The sequence below is a fragment of the Amycolatopsis sp. MtRt-6 genome, assembly GCF_017308975.1.
Classification (GTDB): Bacteria; Actinomycetota; Actinomycetes; order Mycobacteriales; family Pseudonocardiaceae; genus Amycolatopsis.
Map to the genome: position 1 here is coordinate 579,859 of NZ_JADWPD010000001.1, position 23,266 is coordinate 603,124.

Here is a 23,266-nt window from a genome sequence, read left to right on the forward strand (position 1 = left end):
GCGGGAGCGTCCGATTGCCGCGAAATCCATGCCTGTCGCCGACGGGAAATGTGACCAGTGCGTTCGTAGGGTTCTCGTTGTAATTGTTCCGTGATACGTTCCTGCGCCGTGTCCCCCATTGGTGAACGTGCGCACGTGGTGATGGTGTCACTCAGTGTGCTGCTCGGCGTTTTTTCCGCCGCCGCAGGCACCTGGATGGCTACCGCCGAAGGAAACACCGCCGAGCTCGGCGCCGCGGCGCTCGTCCTGCCGAACGCGCCCGCCGGCGCCGGCAGCGGCAGCGGAACCGACCTCGCCGGCGGCCAGGTCCAGACCACTACCCCCGGTCAGCCCGGCGCGCCCACGACCTCGGCCCCCGCCCCGGTGACGACGTCCAGCGCGGCACCCACGCCGACCGAGACTTCCGCCGCGCCGCAACAGTCGCCGTCCGAAGCTCCGGCGCCCAGCACCAAGGCCGCGGCCCGCGTCGCCCCTTCGGCCGCCGCCCAGGTCATCACGCTGGTCAACGACGAGCGGGCGAAGGCCGGCTGTGCCCCGCTGGTGGAGGAATCGCACGTCACGAAGGCCGCGCAGGACTACAGCGAACAGATGTCGGCCGAGAACTTCTTCTCCCACACCAGTCCCGACGGCACGACGTTCGATCAGCGCATCAAGAACGCCGGCTACCCGAAGCCGGGCGCGGAGAACATCGCGCGCGGGCAGACGTCCGCGGCGCAGGTCATGGAGTCCTGGATGAACTCCGAAGGCCACCGCGCCAACATCCTGAACTGCTCGCTCAAGAAGATCGGTGTCGGCGTCACCACCGCGGGCTGGTACTGGGTCCAGAACTTCGGATACTGAGAGGTACTGAGGGAAGCTACTTGCTCCACCGTTCGGCGATGTCGCCGTAGCGCGCCAGCACCGTCGCCCGCAGCTCCGGATCAGACCGCGGCACCGGCTCGATGAACACCTCGGTGACGTCGTGGAACGTCTCCGTCAGCTCGGCCGCGAGCCGGACGCACGCGCGTTCGACGTCCGCGGCGCCGAGCGAGTCGTCGAAGTCCACGCGGGTGCAGACCAGCACCTGGTCGGTGCCCATCAGCATGGTCTGCAGGTCGACGACGGCCTCGATCTCCGGCGCGCTGTCCAGGTGGTCGCGGACGCCGCGGACCAGCAGCGGGTCGGCCTGGCGCCCGACGAGCAGGCCGCGGTTGGTGCGGCCGAGCAGGTAGGCGACGCAGGCGAGCAGCAGGCCGATGGCGATCGACGCGATGCCGTCCCAGACCTCGGAGCCGGTGAGCTGGTGCAGCCCGATGCCGCCGAACGCGAGCAGCAGGCCGATCAGCGCGGCCGAGTCCTCGAACAGGACCGTCTTCGGCGTCGGGTCGTCGATGAGCCGCAGGTAGGTCCACAGCGAGCGGTTCTCCGCGCGGGACTCCCGCACGACCTGGCGCACTGCCTGCAGCCACGACGTGCTCTCGAGCACGAACGCCACGGCGAGGACGATGTAGCTGAGCAGCGACGTGCTCTGCGCCTCGCCGTGCCCGAACAGCGTCGAGACACCCTCGTAGAGCGCGAACATCGCACCCGAGGCGAAGATCGAGACCGCCGCGAGCAGCGACCAGAAGTACCGCTCCTTGCCGTAGCCGAAGGGGTGCACGCGGTCGGCCGGGCGCTCCGAGCGCTTCAACGCCGTCAGCAGCAGGACCTCGGTGATCGTGTCGGCCACCGAGTGCGCGGCTTCGGACAACATCGCGCCCGAGCCGGTCAGGACGCCCGCGATCAGCTTCATGATGGCGATCGCCAGGTTCACCCCGCCGGCGAGCAGGACGGTCAGGGTGCTTTCGCCGCCGGAGTTCCCGGGTTCCTCGCTCACGCTGGTGAGCGTAGTGCTCAGAGGCGCTGCAGGCCGCTCAGAACGCGTTCCATGAGCGCCATCGCGGGCCGGCCGTCGGCGCCCGGACGGCTGTCGTGGATGGTGACCAGGCCCTGCTCGGCCATGTCGTCCAGCAGGACGCGCACGACGCCGAGCGGCACGCTCAGCGTGGCCGCGACCTCGGCGACCGACCGCGGGTGCAGGCACAGCGAGTGCACCGAACGGAACTCACCGGTCACCCGGGCGCCGTCCCAGTGCGCGCCGGCCCGTGTCGAGACCATCGCTTCGATCGCGAGGTGGCGCCGCGACTGCGTCCGGCCACGGGTGAGGACGTACGGGCGCACGAGCGTGCGCTGCGTGGGCACGTAGTCCTGGGCGAGCCGGATGTCGTCCGGGATGGGGTGCAGGGCGTGTCGGCCGGTCGTGGTGGTCCGCCGGTCCTCGGCCATTCGTGCCGCCCCCTGTTTCCGTGATCGTCAAAGGTGCCCTCGCTGGCAACGGCGGCGGCGAGGAAAGGCCAGGATACGCCGCTTGTCCAGGGTTCTGACCGTCGTTTGTCCTTGACTCGATGGGCCAATTCAGTGATTATCATGAACATTTTTCAGGAAAACGATTACCGCGAAGAAGTCCCAGCTAGCGGACCCGAAGTCAAGGGTGCGACCGGTGACAACGGGTAGCGGAATGGCTACGAGGTCACCAATTCCCTGAAACTTTCGGACCATGAAAAACGGCCCCGGCCAGGAAGTCCTGACCGGGGCCGCGCGTTCTCGACAACCGTGTCACTCCTCCGCGAGTGACGGCGCTCCGAGCGCGATCGGCTTCGGTTCCGGCTTGCGCTTGACCGACTCCAGCAGCATCTGCGCGACGTCGACGATCTCGACCTTCTCGCTCGCCGTGCCGTCGCTCTGGCGCGCGGTCAGGCCGTCGTTCAGCATCACCTTGCAGAACGGGCAGCCGGTGGCGATCTTCGACGGCGCGGTGCCGAGCGCCTCGTCGACGCGCTCGACGTTGATTCGCTTGCCGATCTTCTCTTCCATCCACATCCGCGCGCCGCCGGCTCCGCAGCACATCGACTTGTCGCCGTGCCGCGGCATCTCGCGCAGCTGCGCGCCGGTCGCGCCGACGAGCTCGCGCGGCGCCTCGTACACCTTGTTGTGGCGGCCGAGGTAGCACGGGTCGTGGTAGGTGACGTCCTCGGCGACCGGCGCCACCGGCACCAGCTGCTTCTCCCGCACCAGGCGGTTCAGCAGCTGCGTGTGGTGCACGACGTCGAACTGGCCGCCCAGCTCCGGGTACTCGTTGGCGAGCGTGTTGAAGCAGTGCGCGCAGGTCACGACGACCTTGCGGGCCTTGCGCTCGCGGCCCTCGAACACCGAGTTCAGCACCTCGACGTTCTGCTGGGCGAGCATCTGGAACAGGAACTCGTTGCCGGCGCGGCGGGCCGGGTCACCGGTGCAGGACTCCTCCGAGCCGAGCACGGTGTACTTGACGCCGGCCATGTGCAGCAGCTCCGCGACCGCGCGCGTCGTCTTCTTGGCGCGGTCCTCGAACGCGCCGGCGCAGCCGACCCAGAACAGGTACTCCGCGTCGCCGAGGTCGCCGTCGAACACCGGGACCTCGAAGTCGAGGTCCTCGGTCCAGGCCAGCCGGTCCTTGGCGTTCTGGCCCCACGGGTTGCCCTTGTTCTCCAGGTTCTTGAACATGCCGTTCAGCTCGCTGGGGAACGCCGACTCGATCATCACCTGGTAGCGGCGCATGTCGACGATGTGGTCGACGTGCTCGATGTCGACCGGGCACTGCTCGACGCAGGCGCCGCAGCTGGTGCAGGACCAGAGGACGTCCGGGTCGATGACGCCGCCGTCGTCGCCGATCAGGGCCTTCTGCGACTCGGCGATGGCGAGGACGTCGATCCCGGCGTACATGTTGTCGCCGGACAGCCCGATCTCGTCGCCCGCCATGTCGCGCTTGCCGCCGGCCAGCAGGTACGGCGCCTTCGCGTAGGCGTGGTCACGCAGCTGCGTGATGACCAGCTTCGGCGACAGCGGCTTGCCGGTGTTCCACGCCGGGCACTGCTCCTGGCAGCGGCCGCACTCGGTGCACGTCGAGAAGTCCAGCCAGCCCTTCCAGCTGAAGTCCTCGATCTTGCCGACGCCGAAGGTGTCCTCGTCGGGGTCGGCTTCCTCGAGGTCGAGGACCTTGCCGCCGCTCATCATCGGCTTGAGCGCGCCGAGGGCGACGCCGCCGTCGGCCTCGCGCTTGAAGTAGATGTTGAAGAAGGCACTGAAGCGGTGCCACGCGATGCCCATGGTCATCGTGCGCGCGACGACGATCAGCCAGACCGTGGCGCTCATCAGCTTGACGAACGCGAAGATCGTCACCAGGTTCGGGCTCGCCGGCAGGAGCTCGCCGATCGGGTTCGAGACGAAGGCGGCCCAGGTCGGCGTCTCGTGCGCGCCCAGCGCGGCCTTCGCGGCGCGGACGCCGATGATGCCGATGCCCTCGACGAGCACGACGGCCTCGATGAAGTACGCCCATTTGAAGTTCGAGCCCTGGAAGCGGCTCTGGCGGTCGGCGCGGCGCGGGTGGTTGCGCTGCCGGATCGCCATCAGCACCAGGATGCCGACGATCGTGCCGAGCCCGAGCAGCTCCATGAGCAGCTGGAACGGCGGGAAGTCGTCGAGGATCGGCCAGCCCCACGTCGGCACGAAGACCTCGCCGTAGGCCTCGAACAGGGCGAGCGAGCCGAGCAGGAAGCCCCACATGACCAGCCAGTGGGCGGGGCCGACGCTGCGCTTGCGGTTCATCCGCGTGTGCGCGGCGAACTCCTTGATCAGCGTTTTCATGCGCGCCGTGAACGGCCCGTTGCGCGTCGAGTCGGGCTGGCCGAGGCGGATCACCCGCACGAAACGGGCGATCGTCGCGGCGAACATGCCCCACGCGACGACGCCGAGGACGACGGCGATGCCGCCCAGCGTCAGTTGGAGAGCGCCCATCGTTCGGGTGCCTTTCGTCCGGATCAAAACTGTGGTGGTGCCGGGAGACTAACCTTCCTTACTGATGAGTAACCCGTTGAGTGGCCTTAAGTCCCACCGATGTGGTGTACGTCGCTCTTTGTTTTGGGACGATCGTTCAGGTAGTTTTCACCCTATGGTGAAGCTGCAAGTGGACGGCCGGAAGGCGCGCGGCGAGAAGCGGCGCGCCGAGCTCATCGAGGCCACGCTGCGGATCATCGAGCGTGACGGCGTCGCGGGCGTCACCCACCGGACGGTCGCGGCCGAGGCCGGCGTGCCCACGACGTCGACGACCTACCACTTCTCGTCGCTGGACGACCTGCTGGTCGCGACCCTCATCTCGTGCGCCCGCGACATGGCGACCGAGGTCTACTGGATGATCGACCGGGCCCGGTCCCGCGGCTCCCGCGGCGCCGAGGAGGTCGCGGCCCTGCTCGCCGAGGCGCTCGGCCCGCGGCGGGGGCGCACGATGGCGGAGTACGAGCTCTACCTGCTCGCCGCGCGGAAGCCCGAGCTGCGCCCGGCCGCCCGGCGCTGGCTGGACGTCCTGACGTCGATGGTCCGCCACGACGACGAGGTGGCGTTCCGGGTCTTCCTCGCCGGCATCGACGGCCTGCTCATCCAGGGCCTGATCGACGACGAGCCGCCGTCGGCCGAGGAGCTGCGGCCGGTGGTGGACTACCTGCTGAAACCGCGTTGACGGCTGTCTTAGTTTCGGATCATGCGGATCTTCGGTGACTTCGAGCTCGACGACGACCGGACGCGGCTGGACCTCGACGTGGTGTGGAAGTTCCTCTCGACCGAGGCCTACTGGGGCCGCTGGCGCACGCGTGAGCAGGTCGAAGCCGCGATCGACGGCTCGTGGCGGGTCGTCGGCGCCTACCGCGGCGGCTCGATGGCCGGGTTCGCCCGCGCGTTCTCCGACGGCGTCTCGTCCGCCTACCTCGCCGATGTCTTCGTCGTCGGCTCCGCCCGCGGCAGCGGCCTCGGAAAGGAGATCGTGCGGGAGATGATCGACAACGGTCCCGGCGCGCAGTTCCGCTGGATGCTCCACACCGCCGACGCGCACGGGCTGTACCGGCAGTTCGGCTTCGCCGAGCACACCAAGGGCCACTACCTGGAGCGCGAGGGGCCCAACGCGGGGAACTTCGTGAAGTGACGCCGCGCCGGGCCCGCCCCGGGTGACTCAGCCCTTGTTCTCGTACACCGGCGTGATCACCGCGCGGGCCAGCGTGTGCCCGAACATGTTGAAGCCGAGGAACGCCGGCGTCGCGTCCTCCGGCACCTCCAGCTTGTCGAGGTCGAGCGCGTGCACGGCGAAGTAGTAGCGGTGCGGGCCGTGCCCGGGCGGCGGCGCCGCGCCGAGGAACCGCTTGACCCCGCCGTCGCCCTTCAGCGTCACCGCGCCTTCGGGCAGGCCGGAGCCGTCGCCCGCGCCGGACGCCAGCTCCGTCACCGAAGCCGGGATGTTGAACACCGCCCAGTGCCAGAAGCCGCTGCCGGTCGGCGCGTCCGGGTCGTAGCAGGTGATCGCGAAGCTCTTCGTCTCCGCCGGGAAGCCCTCCCACGCCAGGTGTGGCGAACGGTCCTCGCCGCCGGCGCCGAAGATGCCGGACAACTGGGGCGTGGCCAGGGTTTCGCCGTCGGCGACGTCGTTGCTGCGCAGGGTGAACGACGGCACTTCGGGCAGGGATTCGTACGGGCCGGGTGCTTGCGGCATGGATCCTCCTGATCACGGAACTGGAGACTTGCGCCAGGTTAGGCCCCGAGCGCCGGCCCTGCGTCTCAGGGAGGGATCTCAGGGTCTTTCGGGGGGTTACCCCCATATACGGGCCGCTCACCCCGTCCTAACGTTCTTCACGCAGAGGAAACAACACCGAGGGGACCAACGAGCATGGCGCGCCCGCTTTTGGCTGTGGGAGGCATCGTCCTGATCGGCGTCGGCCTGGCGACCGCGCTCGGCTGGGGCTGGGGCTCCGATTTCGCACACACCGACACCGTTTCGCAGACGATCCGCAGCGTGAAGCTGGAGGGTGACTCGGGATCGGTGAAGATCCGCACCGGCTCGGGGCCGTCGACGGTGCGCGAAGAGGTCAACTACCGCTGGCGGAACAAACCGGACGGGCCGTTCTACCGTGTCGAAGGTGACCAGCTGGTGCTCGGCGCGTGCGGCCGGAACTGCGAGGTCGACTTCGAAGTCGTCGTGCCGCAGGGGGTGCCCGTCACCGGGAACCTCGACTCCGGTGGGCTGGACATCGCCGGGGTGTCGAGTGTGGACGTTCACGCCGACTCCGGGCACGCCCGCGTCGAAGACGTTTCCGGCGCGGTGAAGCTGCGGCTGGACAGCGGTGCGATCACCTTGCGGAACGTCGGCGCGGTGCAGCTGCAGAGCGAATCCGGCAGCGTCACCGGCGACGACGTGCGCGGCCCGGTCGACGTGACGTCCTCCAGTGGCAGCGTCGAATTCCGGCTGACCCAGTCGAACGACGTGAAGGTGCATGCCGACAGCGGCAGCGTCGAGCTGACCGTGCCGGGCGGGCCGTACCGCGTCGAGGGCAACAGCGACAGCGGCCGCCGCGACATCGGCGTGCAGACCGACGGGACGGCCCCGCACGTGCTGAACCTGACCACCGACAGCGGCAGCGTCACGGTCCGCGCGGCCTGACTTTCTCTTACTACGGGGGCATTTCCGATGGGCAGGATCGAACGGCGCGTGCTGGTGGCCGCGTTGCTGGGGGCGCTCGCGACGTTCGGGGCCGTGGGTTTCGCGCGGAGCGAGCCGGCGGAAACTCCCGCGCAGGGCGTGCCGGTGACCGCGGATTACCACTATCGAGTGACTTCCTGGGTGGGGACTCCGGCTGAAGTCGTTGTACAGCAAGGAAACCCCGATTTCTTCTTCTCCTCTTGGCCGGCCCGCCACTCCTGAATTGTCGGTGGCCGCTGTTAGGAAGGAAGCACGCCGAAGGTCGGCGGGCAGGGGGAGGAAGCACATCATGGACATGCGCCGGGTCGTCGCGGTCGTCGCGGCGGTCGTGGTCACGGTGGCGGTGCCCGCCGTCGCTTCGGCGTCTTCGCCACTGGCGTGGCGCTCGTGTGCCACGCAGCGGGAGCCGTCGGCGGAGTGCGCGACGGTCGAGGTGCCGATCGACCGTGCGCGGCCGGAGCTGGGGTCGGCACAGCTGGCGCTGGCCCGGCTGCCCGCGCTCGATCCGGGCAGGCGGATCGGCTCGCTGCTGGTCAACCCGGGTGGGCCGGGAGGCTCCGGCGTCGGGTTCGCGCAGTTCGGCGGGCTGGCCTCGCCGGAGCTCGCGTTGCTGCGGCAGCGGTTCGACGTCGTGGGGTTCGACCCGCGCGGCGACTGGTACAGCAAGCCACGCATCACGTGTGACGCGGCGACCTTGTTCGACCCGGCGCTGGACCGGTTCCCGTCGACGCGGCCGGGGTTCGACGCGCTGGTCGCGCACAACCGGAAGGCGGCCGCGGACTGCCTGGCCCGGACCGGGCCGCTGCTGGCCCACGCGGACACGCAGAGCGCGGCCGAGGACATCGAGACGATCCGCGTCGCGCTGGGCGAGCCGAAGATCTCGTGGCTGGGGCTGTCCTACGGCACCGAGCTGGGCGCGATCTACGCGGCGAAGTACCCGGGCCGGGTGCGGGCGATGGTGCTCGACGGCGCGATCGACCACGCGCGGCCGATGCCCCAGGCGATCCTGGAGGAGGCCGCGGCCACCGAGGACGCGCTGGTCCGGTTCGCGGACTGGTGCCGCGGCTCGGCCGGCTGCGCCCTGCACGGCCAGGACGTCCTCCGCTTCTACGACGACGTCGTGGCCCGGGCGGCCAGCGGCGGGATCTGGTCGAGCGAGCTGGGGCGGCCGGCGACGGCCGACGAGGTCTCGGCGGGCGTCTACGGCCATCTCTACCTGAGGGACGACTGGCCGGCGCTGGGCAAGGACCTGGCCGCGGCCGGCGGGGAGTTCCCGGACGCCCGGGGGCTGACCGAGCGGAACCAGTTCCGGTCCCCGATCTACGGGGCCTACCGGGCGATCGGCTGCCACGACTTCCCGTCACCGTTCACCGGGCCGTCGGACATGGGCTTCCTGGCGGGATTGCTTCGCACAGCGGCGCCGCACAGCTGGCGGTACTCGGAGTACTGGGACTTCGCCAGCGGGTGCACGGGCTGGCCGATACCGGCGAAGAACCCACCGCGGCCCCAGCCGGTCCGCGGCACCCCGCCGATCCTGGTCGTGGGCGGCGCCCACGACCCGGCAACACCGCTGGCCTGGGCCCGCGGGCTGGCGGCGAGCATCGAGGGAGCGGCCCTGCTCACCCGCACCGACGACGGCCACACGGGACTGTTCAACTCCGCGTGCGCCCGGGCGGCCGAGGTGGCTTACCTGGTGAGCGGGGTGGTGCCCGGTCGCGGGGCGGTTTGCCGGTGAGGCCGACGCGTGCGCACGCGGGTGTGGCGCCGGAGGGCTTGGGAGCAGGCGGAGCGGTGCGGGAGCGGCAGCCGGTGGCCCGGGATGGCGGACACGGCGGCCGCAGCCGGAGCGGTGCGGGAACGGCAGCCGGTCGGCCGGTGAGCGGCAGTCTGTCGGCCGGGAGCGGCAGCCGGTGGCCCGGGATGGTGGGGCGCAGCGGCGGCAGCCGGTCGACGCGGGGCCCACTCCGCGGCGGGCTGCGGGGCCGATCCGCTCCACGGCGGGCAGTCCGCGGTGGATCGCGCCGCCCGGCGCCCGCGGGGTGCCTGCGTCCCAGGGGCGCCAGGCCCACGGGTCCCCTGGGACGCGGGCCGTCGGTGCCCCGTCCCGGCCGAACCGCCCGGTCGAGCCCGGATCGCCGGTGAGCCATCCGCAGGTGAGCGGCGTCACAGCCGATCGGGGCGCACTCGCCCGGCGGACCCGGGAACAAGAAGCCGAACCGCCTCGTTAGGCTGGGTACAGAGGTTGAGCGCAGTCGACTCAAGTCCGGCTTGACGGAGTGCGCGAAGGCCGGATAAAACTTGCCAGGGCCTCGCTCAAGGCGGGAATGAACCTGCAGGTCACGAACATAGCAGCCGTACACAGGAGGAAAGCACCATGGCGCGAGCGGTCGGCATCGACCTCGGCACGACCAACTCGGTCGTCGCCGTCCTTGAGGGCGGCGAGCCGACGGTCATCGCCAACTCGGAAGGCTCCCGGACCACCCCCTCGATCGTCGCCTTCGCCAAGAACGGTGAAGTGCTGACCGGTCAGCCGGCGAAGAACCAGGCCGTGACGAACGTCGACCGGACCATCCGGTCCGTGAAGCGGCACATCGGTACCGACTGGAAGACCGAGATCGACGGGAAGAACTACACCTCCCAGGAAATCAGCGCGCGCGTGCTGATGAAGCTCAAGCGCGACGCCGAGGCGTACCTGGGCGAGACGATCACCGACGCCGTCATCACCGTCCCCGCCTACTTCGAGGACGCCCAGCGGCAGGCCACCAAGGAGGCCGGGCAGATCGCCGGCCTGAACGTGCTCCGCATCGTCAACGAGCCGACCGCCGCCGCGCTGGCGTACGGCCTGGACAAGGGTGAAAAAGAGCAGACCATCCTGGTCTTCGACCTCGGTGGTGGCACCTTCGACGTCTCGCTGCTGGAGATCGGCGAGGGCGTCGTCGAGGTCCGCGCCACCTCCGGTGACAACCACCTCGGTGGTGACGACTGGGACGAGCGCATCGTCAAGTGGCTGGTCGACAAGTTCAAGGCCACCAACGGCATCGACCTGACCAAGGACAAGATGGCGCTGCAGCGCATCCGCGAGGCAGCTGAAAAGGCGAAGATCGAGCTGTCCAGCTCGAACTCGGCCAGCATCAACCTGCCGTACATCACCGTCGACGCGGACAAGAACCCGCTGTTCCTCGACGAGACGCTCTCGCGCGCCGAGTTCCAGAAGATCACCGCGGACCTGCTCGAGCGCACCCGCAACCCGTTCAACAACGTCATCCGGGACGCGGGCATCGCCGTCGGCGACATCGACCACGTCGTGCTCGTCGGTGGTTCCACCCGCATGCCGGCCGTCTCGGACCTGGTCAAGGAGCTGACCGGCGGCCGCGAGCCGAACAAGGGTGTCAACCCGGACGAGGTCGTCGCGGTCGGCGCGGCGCTGCAGGCCGGTGTGCTGAAGGGCGAGGTCAAGGACGTCCTGCTGCTGGACGTCACGCCGCTTTCGCTCGGCATCGAGACCAAGGGTGGCGTCTTCACCAAGCTCATCGAGCGCAACACCACGATCCCGACCAAGCGCTCGGAGATCTTCTCCACCGCGGACGACAACCAGCCGTCGGTGCAGATCCAGGTGTTCCAGGGTGAGCGCGAGATCGCCGCGCACAACAAGAAGCTCGGCATGTTCGAGCTGACCGGTCTCCCGCCGGCCCCGCGTGGCGTGCCGCAGATCGAGGTCACCTTCGACATCGACGCCAACGGCATCGTGCACGTGACCGCGAAGGACCTGGGCACGAACAAGGAGCAGTCGATGACGATCACCGGTGGCTCCGCGCTGCCGAAGGACGACATCGAGCGCATGGTCAAGGACGCCGAGGCCCACGCCGAGGAAGACAAGAAGCGCCGCGAGGAAGCGGAGACCCGCAACCAGGCGGAGACGCTGGTCTACCAGACCGAGAAGTTCGTCAAGGACAACGAAGACAAGCTGCCCGACGACCTCAAGGGCAAGGTCAAGTCCGCGATCGACGAGGCCAACGAGTCGCTGAAGGGCACGGACTCGACCAAGATCCGCGAGGCGATCGAGAAGTTGAACGCCGCTTCGCAGGAGCTGGGCACCGCCCTGTACGCCAACGCGAACGCCGACGCGGCGGCCGGTGCGGCCGGTGGCGCGGGTGCGGGTGCGGCCGGGGACGCCGCCGGTGCGGCCGGCGGCCAGGCCAAGGCCGATGACGTGGTGGACGCCGAGATCGTCGAAGAGGACCCGAAGAAGTGACCCACAGCTACGACGAATCCGAGAACCAGGGCCGAGGCCCCGAGGAGCCGGTGGTCGTGCGGGACCGTCGTCGGGTGGACCCCCAGACCGGGCAGGTCCGCCCGCCCGGTCCGGCCCACGCCGCGCCGGACCCCGACGAGGCGCCCGTGGAGCACGCGGGCCCCTCGCTGGGTGAGTCCATTGTGGACGACTCGGTGTCGGTCGTCTCCGACGTGGAGAAGGAGCTGGCCGAGCGCACCGCCGACCTCCAGCGCCTGCAGGCCGAGTACGCCAACTACCGCAAGCGGGTCGAGCGCGACCGCGAGGCGGTCGTGATCGGCGCGAAGGCGACCGTGGTGAACGACCTCCTGCCGCTGCTCGACGACCTCGAGCGGGCCGAGCAGCACGGTGACCTCACCGGGGCGTTCAAGGCCGTCGGCGACAAGCTGATCAGCGGCCTGCAGCGCGCGGGCCTCGAGTCGTTCGGCGCCGAGGGCGAGCCCTTCGACCCGAGCGTGCACGAGGCCGTGCAGCACAACACCTCGCCGGACGTGGCGGGCCCGACGGTCACCGTGGTCATGCGCCGCGGGTACCGCTTCGGGGACCGCGTACTGCGGGCGGCGCTGGTCGGCGTGACCGACCACGAGCCCGGTGCGGCCCCGGGGGACCCGTCCGTCGGTGGCGAGCTGCCACTCGGCGGCGGAGTCGATGAGCAGCAGCAGTAGGAGAACCAAGTGGGAGGAGGAGACGCCCGATGAGCGCACGGGAATGGATCGGTAAGGACTTCTACCGTGAGCTGGGCGTCTCCTCCGACGCCACCGCGGACGAAATCAAGAAGGCCTACCGGAAGCTGGCCAAGGAGAACCACCCGGACGCGAACGCCGGCAACGCGCAGGCGGAGCAGAAGTTCAAGGCGGTCTCCGAGGCCTACGGCGTGCTCTCCGACGCGAGCAAGCGCAAGGAGTACGACGAGGCGCGGCGGCTGTTCGGCGGCGGGGGTGGCTTCAACTTCCCCGGTGGCGGCGGTGGCGGCAGCTTCGACATGGGCGACATCTTCGGCCAGGCCGGCGCCGGTCAGCAGGGCGGTTTCGGCGGGCTCGGCGACATCCTCGGCGGGATCTTCGGCCGTGGCCGGTCGTCGGCGGGCGCGACGGCGAACCGGCCGCAGCGCGGTGCCGACGTCGAGACGGACGTCCGGATCGACTTCACCGAGGCGGTCAAGGGCGCGACCCTGCCGCTGCGGCTGTCGAGCCCGGCGACCTGCGCGACCTGCAGCGGCAACGGTGCCCGGCCGGGCACGTCGCCGCGGACCTGCCCGACCTGTTCCGGTTCGGGGCTGGTGAGCCGCAGCCAGGGCGCGTTCGCGTTCTCGGAGCCGTGCCGCGACTGCCGGGGCCGCGGAACGATCATCGACGACCCGTGCCCGGAGTGCGGCGGCGAAGGCATCAGCACGCGGACGCGCACGCTGACCGTCCGGATCCCGCCGGGCGTCGACGACGACCAGCGCATCCGGCTGGCCGGCCAGGGTGAGCCGGGCCGGGGTGGCGCGCAGGCGGGCGACCTCTACGTCCGGGTGCACGTGGCTCCGCACGCGCTGTTCGGGCGCAAGGGGCTCGACCTGACGATCACCGTGCCGGTGGACTTCACCGAACTGGCGCTCGGCACCACGGTCACGGTGCCGACGCTGGAATCGAAGGTCTCGCTCAAGGTGCCGCCGGGTACCGCGAGCGGGCGGGTGCTGCGCGTGCGCGGCAAGGGCATCGCCAAGCGCGACGGTTCGCAAGGTGACCTGCTCGTCACCCTCCAGGCGGCGATTCCCGCCAAACTGGACGACAAGGCGCGCGAGGCACTGCAGGCGTACGCCGAGGCGATGGCCGGGCACGACCCCCGGCCCGAGATCACCGAGCTGCTGCAAGGTAGGTGAGCGTGATGTTCGGCGGGACACCGCAGGAAGGCGACGAGGAGACCCCGGTGTTCGTCATCTCGGTGGCGGCCCAGCTCGCCGGGATGCACGCGCAGACGTTGCGCGCCTACGACCGGCAAGGTCTGGTGTCACCGGGCCGCACCCCCGGCGGCGGGCGGCGCTACTCGATGCGGGACATCGCGCTGCTGCGCGAGGTCCAGCGCCTGTCGCAGGAAGACGGCGTCAACCTGGCCGGCATCAAGCGCATCATCGAGCTGGAGAACCAGGTCGACGCGCTCCGCGCCCGGATCACCGAGCTGACGGAGGAGCTGGCCGCGGCGTACGTGGCGGCCGAGCAGGCAACGGCGGCGGCGCACGCGTCCTACCGCCGGGACCTGGTACCGCTCAACCAGCAGACGGCGCTGGTGGTGTGGCGCCCGAAGCGCCGCTGACCACCGGAGCACCGAAGGCCTCCCCGGGCGACCGGGGAGGCCTTCGCGCGTGAGGGCCTCGGCGGCCGTCCGTCTCCCGGGGGCGGGAAACTGTCGGTGCCTGCCGGTAGCGTGGAAAACGGGGGCTGCTCAGGCAGGTTTGCGCCGCGGGATCATGTCTTGGTGTTCAGCAACTGCTTGACCTCCGCCGTCCGGGACTCGATGACCCGGCGGGCCAGGTCGCGAGCCTGGGCGTTCACTCCGCCGTTCGGGCCGTTCTCGGTCCGGGCCAGCTCGACCGCTCCCTGCTGCTGTCCCGCCAGGACATCCAGGAACCTGCGGGTGAACTCGCTGTCCGGCACCGTCCGAAGTGCTCCCACCACGTCCGGCGCTGTCATCTTCATGCCGCCGTGGCCGGCGTGGGCCTGCGGGGACACCGTCTCCGGCTGGTTCCAGTCGCGGAGCCAGCGCCGCATGTCGTCGATCTCCGTCTGCTGCGTCACCTCGATCGCCGCCGCCAGCTCCTTCAACTCCGCCGGGACCGGGCGGGCCGCGGCCAGGCGGACGATCTCGATCCCTTGCCGGTTCAGGGGAATCAGCATCTGCAGGAACATCACGTCGGCCGCGTTGTACTCCCGCGTGGCCGTCGTCGCGCCGCATCCGGTCAGCAGCAGCGCGACGACGGCCAAGACCACTCTCATCACTGGCGCTGCCAGAGCGCCGGTGTGTTCGGCGGCTCCCAGCCCGCGATCGCCGTGTGCGGCTGGACGCAGCGGTAGCTCGCGCCGCCGTACGTCACGACGTCGCCCGCCTTGTACGCCGTGCCCGCGGCCCACGTGCCACTCGTGGGCGGGGTGGTCGTCGTGGTGGGCGGCCGGGTCGTCGTGGTCGGAGGTGGCGTGGTGGTCGTCGGCGGCGGGGTGCCGCCACCCACCTGGAGGTCGACGCAGCTGTAGAACGCGTTGGCCGTGTCCGCGATGTTCCAGATCGCCAGCACCTTGATCCGGCCCGAATAGCCGGCCAGGTTCACCGTGTGCGACAACGTCGGCGGCGGCTGCTGGTTGTTGCCGCTGAACACCGCGACGCGGGTGCCGCCGACGTAGTACTCGTAGTTCGACGTCGAGTGCCGGGCGGTGAACACCCAGTTGAACGTCACCGTGCTGCCGACGGACTTGGCGGGCCACGGCTTCGACTCGTCGGTCAGCTCGGCGAACTGCGCCAACCCGCCGTTGCAGCTGCGCAGGCCTTTCGGGCCTTCGACGCTCTGCGGTTCGTAGACGATGTTCCCGCAGCCGGACACCTTCCCGGCCGCGCAGTTGGCCTGCCGGCTGGGCGGATCGGACACGTAACCGTGGGCACTCGCCGAGACAGCGGGGAGGACGACGACCAGCGCCGGCGCCAGCAGGACGCCGGCCGCGGCCGCGAAGAGCTTGGTTTTCCAGGTCATTTCGGCTCCTCGAAGGGGAACAGCGTTGTTCCGAAGGGGAGGACGAACGAACACATCCGGGGAAGATGTGGTCTAGACCATAAGGCGAATCCGGCACAACGGTCAACGAACTACCGCCGTTCGACGATTTCGCTGCTCCGGTCGGCTCAGTGCGAAGGTCGGGCCGGCTGCTGCGGGTGTCCGCCGACGCAGGACGTCGAGCAGCTCAATCCAGGGTGAAGGGGTCGTAGGATATTCGTTCCAGATCGATCCCCCTGGCCAGCAGCTTGGCGACGGTCGCCTGGATCATCGGCGGCGAGCCGGACACGAGGACGTCGTGGTTCTGCCACGTGCCGCGCTGGGTCACGGCGTGGGCGAGCGTTCCGCGGTCGCCGCCCGACAGGGCGCCCTCCTCGGTGACCGGGGTGACCGTCAGCCACTTCGACGTCGTGGCCAGCCGGCGCAGCTGCTCCAGCGCGTACAGGTCTTCCGGTCGCCGTCCGCCGAAGAACAGGTGCACGGGCGGGTTCCGCTTCCAGCGCGAAAGATCGTCGAGGATCGCCAGCAACGGCGTGATCCCGGTGCCGCCGCCGATCATGAGCAACCGTCGTTTCCCCGACGTCGGACGCACGTTCAGCACGCCCATCGACGGCCCGAGGCGCCAGACGTCACCCGGCCTGGTGTGGTTGACGATGCTGCCGCTGACCCAGCCGCCGGGCACCGCGCGCACGTGGAAGGTGAGCTGGCCGTCGCCGCGGGGGGCGTTCGCCGGCGAAAGGTACCGCCAGAACCGGGGCCGCTGCGGCACTTCCACGCTGACGTACCCGCCGGCGCGGTACGGCAGCAGCCCCTCGGTGCGCACCTTCACCAGCGCGACGTCGCGGCTGAGCTTCCGGTGCTCCAGGACGGTCGCCGCCCACGCCGCCGGACCCGTCTCCGCCTGGGCGGCTTCGCGCATCGTCTTGGCGATGAGCCCGTACGCCGAGGTCCACGCCGATTCGACCTCGGTGGTCCACTTCTCCTTGAGAAACCGTTTCAGCGCGGCGATCAGCGCGACGCCGACGGCGTCGTAGTGCCGCGAGACGACGGCGAACTTCCGGTGGTCGCGGCCCAGTTGCCCCAGGAAGGTGACCAGCTCGTCGGGCCGGTCGACCATCTGCACCACGTACACCAGCGCGCGCAGCAGCCTGCTCCGCTGCGTCGTCATGGTCACCGGGAACAGATCCCGGCAATCGGGGGCGACCACGAACAACGCGCCGTAGAAGTACTGCGCCAGTTCATCGGCTTTCGGTTCGACCTCCGCAAAACTTTCACGAATCAACCGGGCCATCTCTCGACCATCCACAGCCGAAACGGGAAGCGTCTCGGGCAGTGCGGAGATCTTCACGGATTCAGCGTTCATCGGGAACGGTAATCTCCAGTCGTGCAAAGGCTTTAACGCCGTGCATGCATGCGGCGTCGCTGTGGCGGTGCCGCCCCCGAGGGTTCCCGACTGTAGGCGAATTCCCGTGCAGATGCGCGTGATTCCGCGCGTTCCCGCTCGAACGGAGCAATTCAGGTACGCCCGGTCAACGTCGCCTGTCGCAGCGTAAAAATGATCACATCGCCGGATTCATCCGTTACTGGTTGCCGATTTCCGAAGCGTAACGAAATCATTGACCGGACGGCGGATTGCCGCTGGGCCGATGGTGGCTAGTCGATCGTGAACGGGTCGTACTGGATCTGGTCCAGCGCGCTGCCCGCGACCAGCATGCGCGACACCGTCGCGCGGATCATCGCGGGCGAGCCGGACACGAGGATGTCGTGGCCGGGCCACGACCCGTACCGCGTGACGGCCTCGGCCAGCGTGCCCTGCTCGAACCCCGGGACGTCGCCGCCGCGCTCGACGACCGGTGTCACGGTCAGCCAGGGGTTCGTCGCCGCCAGGGCACGCAGTTCTTCGAGGTCGTAGAGGTCTTCGCGGGCGGGGCCGCCGTAGAACAGGTGGGTCTTCGGGTTCTCGCCCCACAGCGCGAGGTGGTCGAGGATTGCCCGCAGCGGGGCGATGCCGGTCCCGCCGGCGACCATCAGCACCGCACGCGCCGCCTCCCGGACGACCGTCATCCGGCCCAGTGGCGGGCCGAGCCGCCAGACGTCCCCGGGCTGGGTGTGGCTGACGATGGCGCGGGAGACCCAGCCGCCGTCGATCGCACGGACGTGGAACTCGATGCCGCCGTCCTCGCGCGGCGCGTTCGCCGGCGAAAGGTACCGCCACAGCCGCGGCCGCTGCGGCACTTCGACGCTCACGTACTGGCCGGGGTGGTACGGCACGGGCTGGTCGGGCACCAGCCGCACCAGGGCGAGGTCCCAGGTCAGCCGCCGGTGCTCGACGACGGTGGCCGACCACGACGGCGGGTTCGTGTCGGCCGCGGCGGCGTCCTGCATGGCCCGCGCGGCGATGGTGAACGCCTCGGCCCACGCCCGCTCGACCTCGGGTGTCCACGCCGGGCCGAGGTGGTTCTTGAGCGACGCCAGCAGCGCGGTCCCGACCGCTTCGTAGTGCCGGGGCACCACGCCGAACTTGCGGTGGTCGCGGCCCAGCTGGCGCAGGAACGGCGCGAGGTCGTCGGGCCGGTCGACCATCTGCACGATGTGCACCAGTGCGCGCACCAGCCTGCCGCGCTGGATCTCCATGTTGATCGGGAAGAAGTCGCGCGTGGTCGGGGCGAGGGTGAACAGCATCCCGTAGAAGAACTGCGAGATGTCCGCGATGTAGGGCTCGGACATCGCCCAGCTGTCCCGGATGAGCCGGACCATGGCCGTGACGGCCGCGGGAGCTTCGCGCGGGGCCGAAGACCTGGGGAGCGGGCTGACGGAATCGGCTGTCATGGGTGACTGTTCACGGGTCGGGAACCGCCTCCCGGGTCCTGCGCCACTGCTGTCACCTCGTCACTCAACGTCACTGGAAGGCGCTGCGCGCAGCGCCCGTCCGCAGGGTAACCGCCGGGCGCCCTTTTGCCCGCATTGTTGCTCCGACCGGGTGTATTGCACCCGGTCGGGCGTGGGGGACCTCACCGGTGCGATGGTTGGCCTGAGCAAGTGCCGGGCAATATACTTGTATGGCACAACTAAGGGAGGTGCCCATGGGCCTCGACAACGCCGACGACGTCCGGGTCGAGCTCATGCACGAGCTGAAGACCGCTTCCCAGCTCCAGCACGCCTGGATCATGCAAGCCTGGCAGAGCGAGCCCGGGTTGCACCCGGCGGCCGCGATGCTGCTGTCCGACCTGGCGAAGAACGGTGAGACGCGGCCGTCCGAGCTGGCGAAGCGCCGGCTCGTCGACCTCTCGGTCGTGAGCAGGCAGATCTCCCAGCTGTCGGCGGCCGGGCTGATCGACCGCCGCCCCGCGCCCGAAGACGGCCGGGCGTCCCTGGTGAGCGCCTCCGAGAAGGGCCGGGCCGAGCTCGCCCGCTGGCGGGCCGGCTACATCGAGTTCATGGAGAAGGCACTCGGCGGCTGGGACGACGAGCGCGTCACCGACCTCACCACGCGCCTCGCGGAGATGAACGCCGATCTCCGCCGCGCCCTCGGCAGTGAGGCCCCGCTGGCTGACACGAACAAGTGACACCCGGACGGAAAGGCGCACCGCAAGTGTCTTCTTCCCCTGGCGATAGTGTCCGTTCGGTCCTGACTTGACGGCATTCCCCAGGGTTAACGTCGGCGGGTGACGCGTGACCGGGTCGCGCTGCTGTGCGCGCTGGGGATCGACAACTTCGGATCCGGGCTGTTCCTCCCGTTGGCACTGGTCTACGTGACGCAGGTGGTCGGCGTGCCGCTGGCCGTGGCAGGCGCCGCCGTCACGCTCGGTGCCGTCGGCGCGCTCGCCGTGCCGCCGCTCGCCGGCGGGCTCGTCGACCGCGTCGGGCCACGCGCCGTGGTGATCGGCGCCCAGCTCCTCCAGGCCGCCGGGGCGGGGGCGTACCTGGTCGCCGACGGCGCCGGCGCGGTGGTGGCCGCCGCCGTCCTGCTGTCCGCCGGGCAGCAGCTGTTCTACAGTTCCCTGTTCGTGCTCATCGCCGACGTCGCGGGGGACGGCCCGAAGGACCGGCCGTTCGCCGAGGTGGGGATGGTGCGGGCCGCCTGCTTCGGCCTCGGCGGTCTCGCGGCGGGCGCGCTGCTGACGTGGCTCGGCGGCTCCGCCTACCGCGTCGCGCTGGTCGTGGACGTCTTGACGTTCTTCGTGGCCGCGACGCTCCTCGTCTGCTTCGTCCGGCTCGCGCGGCCGTACCGGCAGGTCCGCGAGCGGTCGGTGCGGGTGCTGCGCGACCGGCCGTACCTCGCCTTGATCGTCTTCAGCGGGCTCTTCGGGCTCTCGCTGGACTTCTTCCTGATCGGCATGCCGGTGTTCGTCCTCGACCGGCTCCACGGCCCGGCCTGGCTGCCGGGTGCGCTCCTCGCGCTGCTGACCCTGCTGACCAGCGTCGGCGGCACGCTCGCGCTGCGGCTCACCGCCCGGCTGACGCGGATCGCGGCGATGCGCCTCGGCTCGGCGTTGTTCGCCGCGTGGTGCCTGGCCAGCCTGGGCGTGCTGGTCGTGCCCGAGGGCTGGCAGGTGGTGTACCTGCTGGTGTCGACGCTGGTGTTCGCCGCGGGCGACCTGGTCTTCGGGCCGCGATCGGGGGCGCTCGCCGAGGCCGCGGCACCTCCGGTGGCCCGCGGCCGTTATCTCGCTGCGTACCAGTACGCGTTCACCGTGGCGCAGGTGATCGCGCCCGCCGTGGTGGCCTTGTTCTCGGTCGCCGACTGGTTACCCTGGGTGCTGGTCGGGGCGTGCGCCGGTGTCGCCGTGGCCGGGCTCGGCAAGCTCGGCTCGCGGTTGCCGGCGAGCGCGGTCGCTCCGGGACGAAGTTGAGCGGAACAGACTCAAGTTTCCGTGCGTTAGAGACAGTGACAGGGCACGGTCAGGCCTGTCACCAGGACTTCTCGCAGTACCGAGCATGAGGTGAGGGATGGACGCTTTCAACCCGACCACGAAGACCCAGCAGGCGATCTCGTCCGCGGCGCAGGCGGCCACCATGGCCGGCAACCCGCACGTGTCGGCCGCCCACCTGCTGGGCGCCCTGCTGGCGCAGGGTGAGGGGCTGACCGCACCGCTGCTGACCGCGGTCGGGGCCGACCCGGAGGTGGTGCACAAGGAGCTCGAACCGCTCATCGCCGCGCTGCCGTCCGCGACCGGCGCGACCGTGTCGAGCCCGCAGTTCGACACCTTCGCCGTCAAGTCGCTGACGAGCGCGCAGAAGCTCGCCACCCAGCTGGGCGACGAGTACGTCTCGACCGAGCACCTGCTCGTCGGGCTCGCGACCGAGGGCGGCCAGGTCGCCGACCTGCTCAAGCGCCACGGGGCGACGCCGGACGCGCTGCAGGAGGCGTTCGTCAAGGTCCGCGGCTCCGCCCGGATCACCAGCGAAGACCCGGAGAGCACGTTCAAGGCGCTGGAGAAGTACGGCGTCGACCTCACCGAGCGCGCCCGCGCCGGCGAGCTCGACCCGGTCATCGGCCGCGACACCGAGATCCGCCGCGTCGTGCAGGTGCTGTCGCGGCGCACCAAGAACAACCCGGTCCTGATCGGCGAGCCGGGCGTCGGCAAGACGGCCATCGTCGAAGGGCTGGCCCAGCGCATCGTCGCCGGGGACGTGCCCGAGTCGCTGCGCGGCAAGCGCGTCGTCGCCCTCGACCTCGGGTCGATGGTGGCCGGCGCGAAGTTCCGCGGTGAGTTCGAGGAGCGGCTGAAGGCCGTGCTCAAGGAGATCACCGACTCCGCGGGCGAGGTCGTCACCTTCATCGACGAGCTGCACACCATCGTCGGCGCCGGTGCCACCGGCGAGGGCGGCGCGATGGACGCGGGCAACATGATCAAGCCGATGCTCGCCCGCGGCGAGCTGCGGATGGTCGGCGCGACCACGCTCGACGAGTACCGCCGGCACATCGAGAAGGACGCCGCCCTGGAGCGGCGCTTCCAGCAGGTGCTCGTCGGCGAGCCGTCGCCGGAGGACACCATCGCGATCCTGCGCGGGCTGAAGGAGCGCTACGAGGTCCACCACGGTGTCCGGATCACCGACGCCGCGCTGGTCGCCGCCGCGACGCTGTCCGACCGCTACATCACCGCGCGCTTCCTGCCGGACAAGGCGATCGACCTGGTCGACGAGGCCGCGTCGAAGCTCCGCATGGAGATCGACTCCCGGCCGGTGGAGATCGACGAGGTCGAGCGCGCCGTGCGCCGGCTGGAGATCGAGGAGATGGCGCTCGCGAAGGAGAGCGACGCCGCTTCGAAGGAACGTCTCAACGCGCTGCGCGCCGAGCTGGCCGAGAAGCGCGAGACGCTGACCGCGCTGACCGCTCGCTGGCAGAACGAGAAGGGCTCCATCGAACGCGTCCGCGAGCTCAAGGAGCAGCTCGAGCAGCTGCGCGGCGAGTCCGAGCGCGCCGAGCGCGACGGCGACCTCGGCAAGGCCGCCGAGCTGCGCTACGGCCGGATCCCGGCGCTGGAGAAGGAGTTCGAAGCGGCCACCGCGGCGAACGAGGCCAGCCAGCAGAACGTCATGCTCAAGGAGGAGGTCGGCGCGGACGACGTCGCGGACGTGGTCAGCGCGTGGACCGGCATCCCGGCGGGACGGCTGCTGGAGGGCGAGACCGGCAAGCTGCTCCGGATGGAGGAGGAGCTGACCCGGCGCGTCATCGGGCAGGCCGAGGCCGTGCAGGTCGTCGCGGACGCCGTCCGCCGCAGCCGGGCCGGCGTCGCCGACCCCGACCGGCCGACCGGCTCGTTCCTGTTCCTCGGCCCGACCGGCGTCGGCAAGACCGAGCTGGCCAAGGCGCTGGCCGAGTTCCTGTTCGACGACGAGCGCGCGATGCAGCGCATCGACATGAGCGAGTACGCCGAGAAGCACTCGGTGGCGCGCCTGGTCGGTGCCCCGCCCGGGTACGTCGGCTACGACCAGGGCGGCCAGCTCACCGAGGCCGTGCGGCGCCGCCCGTACTCGGTGGTGCTGCTCGACGAGGTGGAGAAGGCCCACCCCGACGTCTTCGACGTGCTGCTGCAGGTCCTCGACGACGGGCGGCTGACCGACGGCCAGGGCCGGACGGTGGACTTCCGCAACACCATCCTGATCCTGACCTCGAACCTCGGCTCGCAGGCCATCGCCGACCCGTCGCTCGACGAGCGGCAGCGGCGGGACGCCGTGCTCGAGGTGGTCCAGCGGCAGTTCAAGCCGGAGTTCCTCAACCGGCTCGACGACATCGTCGTGTTCCACTCGCTCGGCACCGAGCAGCTGACGTCCATTGTGGACATCCAGGTGGCCCGGCTCGCCAAGCGGCTGGCCCAGCGGCGGCTGAACCTGGAGGTCACCGACGGCGCCCGCGAGTGGCTCGCGCTCAACGGCTTCGACCCGATCTACGGCGCCCGCCCGCTGCGGCGGCTGGTCCAGTCGGCGATCGGCGACAAGCTGGCGAAGGAGCTGCTGTCGGGCGAGATCCGGGACGGCGACACCGTGCGCGTCGACGCTCCGGAGCTGGAAGCCGGGAACGCGCTGACCGTCACCCGGGTCTGACGGTTCGTGAAGGCCACCTCGCCCGAGGTGGCCTTCACGGCTGTCCACAGTGGTTCGTGCCGATTTGTCGACCCCGGAAACCGCAAAATGCTCCGAACGGGCCCGGCGACACGGGCAC

General features: G+C 70.2%; 21 protein-coding genes. 13 read left to right on the forward strand and 8 right to left on the reverse strand.

Going from position 1 to position 23,266, the window contains the following annotated elements; translation table 11 throughout:
- Positions 1-135 precede the first annotated feature (135 nt).
- Positions 136-840 (forward strand): CAP domain-containing protein, encoded by a 705-nt coding sequence (locus I4Q55_RS02895; protein ID WP_206784400.1) that lies wholly within the window; start codon positions 136-138, stop codon positions 838-840.
- A 16-nt stretch (positions 841-856) separates the two neighbouring features.
- Here the strand turns inward: I4Q55_RS02895 and I4Q55_RS02900 are convergent, their stop codons facing one another.
- The 3 genes from I4Q55_RS02900 to I4Q55_RS02910 all read right to left on the reverse strand — a co-directional run bounded on the left by I4Q55_RS02900 (position 857) and on the right by I4Q55_RS02910 (position 4,848).
- A complete protein-coding gene (locus tag I4Q55_RS02900) occupies positions 857-1,855 on the reverse strand; it encodes a cation diffusion facilitator family transporter (protein WP_206784401.1) in 999 nt (332 codons plus the stop codon).
- Positions 1,856-1,872: 17 nt separating this feature from the next.
- A complete protein-coding gene (locus tag I4Q55_RS02905; protein ID WP_206784402.1) occupies positions 1,873-2,304 on the reverse strand; it encodes a DUF742 domain-containing protein in 432 nt (143 codons plus the stop codon).
- A gap of 330 nt (positions 2,305-2,634) precedes the next feature.
- On the reverse strand, positions 2,635-4,848 hold the full coding sequence (locus I4Q55_RS02910) for a (Fe-S)-binding protein (protein ID WP_206784403.1): 2,214 nt from the start codon (positions 4,846-4,848) through the stop codon (positions 2,635-2,637).
- Between the two features lie 157 nt (positions 4,849-5,005).
- Between I4Q55_RS02910 and I4Q55_RS02915 the strand changes: the two genes are divergently transcribed.
- Entirely contained in the window at positions 5,006-5,566 is a 561-nt protein-coding gene (locus tag I4Q55_RS02915; RefSeq protein WP_206784554.1) for a TetR/AcrR family transcriptional regulator, read from the forward strand.
- A 21-nt stretch (positions 5,567-5,587) separates the two neighbouring features.
- Positions 5,588-6,025 carry a GNAT family N-acetyltransferase gene (locus tag I4Q55_RS02920; RefSeq protein WP_206784404.1) on the forward strand — a complete coding sequence of 146 codons (438 nt, stop codon included), beginning with the start codon at positions 5,588-5,590 and terminating at the stop codon, positions 6,023-6,025.
- 27 nt (positions 6,026-6,052) lie between these two features.
- On the opposite strand, the gene I4Q55_RS02925 is transcribed toward I4Q55_RS02920, so the two are convergent.
- Positions 6,053-6,586 (reverse strand): YbhB/YbcL family Raf kinase inhibitor-like protein, encoded by a 534-nt coding sequence (locus tag I4Q55_RS02925; protein WP_206784405.1) that lies wholly within the window; start codon positions 6,584-6,586, stop codon positions 6,053-6,055.
- Positions 6,587-6,760: 174 nt separating this feature from the next.
- On the opposite strand from I4Q55_RS02925, the gene I4Q55_RS02930 reads away from it, so the two are divergent.
- The 7 genes from I4Q55_RS02930 (at position 6,761) to I4Q55_RS02960 (ending at position 14,156) form a co-directional block, all read left to right on the forward strand.
- Entirely contained in the window at positions 6,761-7,531 is a 771-nt protein-coding gene (locus I4Q55_RS02930) for a DUF4097 family beta strand repeat-containing protein (protein WP_206784406.1), read from the forward strand.
- A 27-nt stretch (positions 7,532-7,558) separates the two neighbouring features.
- Complete coding sequence (locus tag I4Q55_RS02935) at positions 7,559-7,792, forward strand: hypothetical protein (protein WP_206784407.1); 234 nt, start codon at positions 7,559-7,561, stop codon at positions 7,790-7,792.
- Positions 7,793-7,859: 67 nt separating this feature from the next.
- Positions 7,860-9,305, forward strand: coding sequence for an alpha/beta hydrolase (locus tag I4Q55_RS02940; protein WP_206784408.1), 1,446 nt, complete (start codon positions 7,860-7,862; stop codon positions 9,303-9,305).
- 639 nt (positions 9,306-9,944) lie between these two features.
- The gene (gene dnaK, locus I4Q55_RS02945) at positions 9,945-11,822 is read left to right on the forward strand and encodes a molecular chaperone DnaK (protein WP_206784409.1); all 1,878 of its coding nucleotides are present in this window, start codon (positions 9,945-9,947) and stop codon (positions 11,820-11,822) included.
- Positions 11,819-12,526, forward strand: coding sequence for a nucleotide exchange factor GrpE (grpE, locus tag I4Q55_RS02950; protein ID WP_091304891.1), 708 nt, complete (start codon positions 11,819-11,821; stop codon positions 12,524-12,526). Before dnaK ends, grpE begins: the two co-directional genes overlap by 4 nt.
- 29 nt (positions 12,527-12,555) lie before the next feature.
- Positions 12,556-13,725 (forward strand): molecular chaperone DnaJ, encoded by a 1,170-nt coding sequence (dnaJ, locus tag I4Q55_RS02955; RefSeq protein ID WP_206784410.1) that lies wholly within the window; start codon positions 12,556-12,558, stop codon positions 13,723-13,725.
- 5 nt (positions 13,726-13,730) lie between these two features.
- Positions 13,731-14,156 (forward strand): heat shock protein transcriptional repressor HspR, encoded by a 426-nt coding sequence (locus I4Q55_RS02960; protein WP_206784555.1) that lies wholly within the window; start codon positions 13,731-13,733, stop codon positions 14,154-14,156.
- 152 nt (positions 14,157-14,308) lie between these two features.
- Here the strand turns inward: I4Q55_RS02960 and I4Q55_RS02965 are convergent, their stop codons facing one another.
- The 4 genes from I4Q55_RS02965 to I4Q55_RS02980 all read right to left on the reverse strand — a co-directional run bounded on the left by I4Q55_RS02965 (position 14,309) and on the right by I4Q55_RS02980 (position 18,429).
- A complete protein-coding gene (locus I4Q55_RS02965) occupies positions 14,309-14,836 on the reverse strand; it encodes a DUF305 domain-containing protein (RefSeq protein WP_206784411.1) in 528 nt (175 codons plus the stop codon).
- Positions 14,836-15,582, reverse strand: a complete 747-nt coding sequence (locus I4Q55_RS02970; protein ID WP_206784412.1) for a lytic polysaccharide monooxygenase — start codon at positions 15,580-15,582, stop codon at positions 14,836-14,838. The genes I4Q55_RS02965 and I4Q55_RS02970 overlap by 1 nt, the downstream gene beginning before the upstream one ends.
- Before the next feature lie 205 nt (positions 15,583-15,787).
- Positions 15,788-16,891, reverse strand: coding sequence for a globin domain-containing protein (locus I4Q55_RS02975; protein WP_206784413.1), 1,104 nt, complete (start codon positions 16,889-16,891; stop codon positions 15,788-15,790).
- A 362-nt stretch (positions 16,892-17,253) separates the two neighbouring features.
- Positions 17,254-18,429 (reverse strand): globin domain-containing protein, encoded by a 1,176-nt coding sequence (locus I4Q55_RS02980; protein WP_206784414.1) that lies wholly within the window; start codon positions 18,427-18,429, stop codon positions 17,254-17,256.
- Between the two features lie 254 nt (positions 18,430-18,683).
- Here I4Q55_RS02980 and I4Q55_RS02985 point away from each other — a divergent pair, with 254 nt between their 5' ends.
- The 3 genes from I4Q55_RS02985 to clpB all read left to right on the forward strand — a co-directional run bounded on the left by I4Q55_RS02985 (position 18,684) and on the right by clpB (position 23,148).
- Positions 18,684-19,166, forward strand: coding sequence for a MarR family winged helix-turn-helix transcriptional regulator (locus tag I4Q55_RS02985; protein ID WP_206784415.1), 483 nt, complete (start codon positions 18,684-18,686; stop codon positions 19,164-19,166).
- Between the two features lie 99 nt (positions 19,167-19,265).
- Positions 19,266-20,453, forward strand: coding sequence for an MFS transporter (locus I4Q55_RS02990; RefSeq protein WP_206784416.1), 1,188 nt, complete (start codon positions 19,266-19,268; stop codon positions 20,451-20,453).
- Positions 20,454-20,550: 97 nt separating this feature from the next.
- Positions 20,551-23,148, forward strand: coding sequence for an ATP-dependent chaperone ClpB (clpB, locus tag I4Q55_RS02995; RefSeq protein ID WP_206784417.1), 2,598 nt, complete (start codon positions 20,551-20,553; stop codon positions 23,146-23,148).
- The last annotated feature ends 118 nt before the right edge of the window (positions 23,149-23,266 follow it).

What these genes read in the sequence shown, in the direction of transcription:
- I4Q55_RS02920 (WP_206784404.1), top strand. Translation starts at nt 5,588, where the DNA reads ATGCGGATCTTCGGTGACTTCGAGCTCGACGACGACCGGACGCGGCTG.
- clpB (WP_206784417.1), top strand. Translation starts at nt 20,551, where the DNA reads ATGGACGCTTTCAACCCGACCACGAAGACCCAGCAGGCGATCTCGTCC.
- I4Q55_RS02980 (WP_206784414.1), bottom strand. Translation starts at nt 18,429, where the DNA reads ATGACAGCCGATTCCGTCAGCCCGCTCCCCAGGTCTTCGGCCCCGCGC.
- I4Q55_RS02970 (WP_206784412.1), bottom strand. Translation starts at nt 15,582, where the DNA reads ATGACCTGGAAAACCAAGCTCTTCGCGGCCGCGGCCGGCGTCCTGCTG.
- I4Q55_RS02965 (WP_206784411.1), bottom strand. Translation starts at nt 14,836, where the DNA reads ATGAGAGTGGTCTTGGCCGTCGTCGCGCTGCTGCTGACCGGATGCGGC.
- I4Q55_RS02905 (WP_206784402.1), bottom strand. Translation starts at nt 2,304, where the DNA reads ATGGCCGAGGACCGGCGGACCACCACGACCGGCCGACACGCCCTGCAC.
- I4Q55_RS02985 (WP_206784415.1), top strand. Translation starts at nt 18,684, where the DNA reads ATGGGCCTCGACAACGCCGACGACGTCCGGGTCGAGCTCATGCACGAG.
- I4Q55_RS02910 (WP_206784403.1), bottom strand. Translation starts at nt 4,848, where the DNA reads ATGGGCGCTCTCCAACTGACGCTGGGCGGCATCGCCGTCGTCCTCGGC.
- I4Q55_RS02975 (WP_206784413.1), bottom strand. Translation starts at nt 16,891, where the DNA reads ATGGCCCGGTTGATTCGTGAAAGTTTTGCGGAGGTCGAACCGAAAGCC.
- I4Q55_RS02940 (WP_206784408.1), top strand. Translation starts at nt 7,860, where the DNA reads ATGGACATGCGCCGGGTCGTCGCGGTCGTCGCGGCGGTCGTGGTCACG.
- I4Q55_RS02925 (WP_206784405.1), bottom strand. Translation starts at nt 6,586, where the DNA reads ATGCCGCAAGCACCCGGCCCGTACGAATCCCTGCCCGAAGTGCCGTCG.
- dnaK (WP_206784409.1), top strand. Translation starts at nt 9,945, where the DNA reads ATGGCGCGAGCGGTCGGCATCGACCTCGGCACGACCAACTCGGTCGTC.
- I4Q55_RS02935 (WP_206784407.1), top strand. Translation starts at nt 7,559, where the DNA reads ATGGGCAGGATCGAACGGCGCGTGCTGGTGGCCGCGTTGCTGGGGGCG.
- dnaJ (WP_206784410.1), top strand. Translation starts at nt 12,556, where the DNA reads ATGAGCGCACGGGAATGGATCGGTAAGGACTTCTACCGTGAGCTGGGC.
- I4Q55_RS02930 (WP_206784406.1), top strand. Translation starts at nt 6,761, where the DNA reads ATGGCGCGCCCGCTTTTGGCTGTGGGAGGCATCGTCCTGATCGGCGTC.
- I4Q55_RS02960 (WP_206784555.1), top strand. Translation starts at nt 13,731, where the DNA reads ATGTTCGGCGGGACACCGCAGGAAGGCGACGAGGAGACCCCGGTGTTC.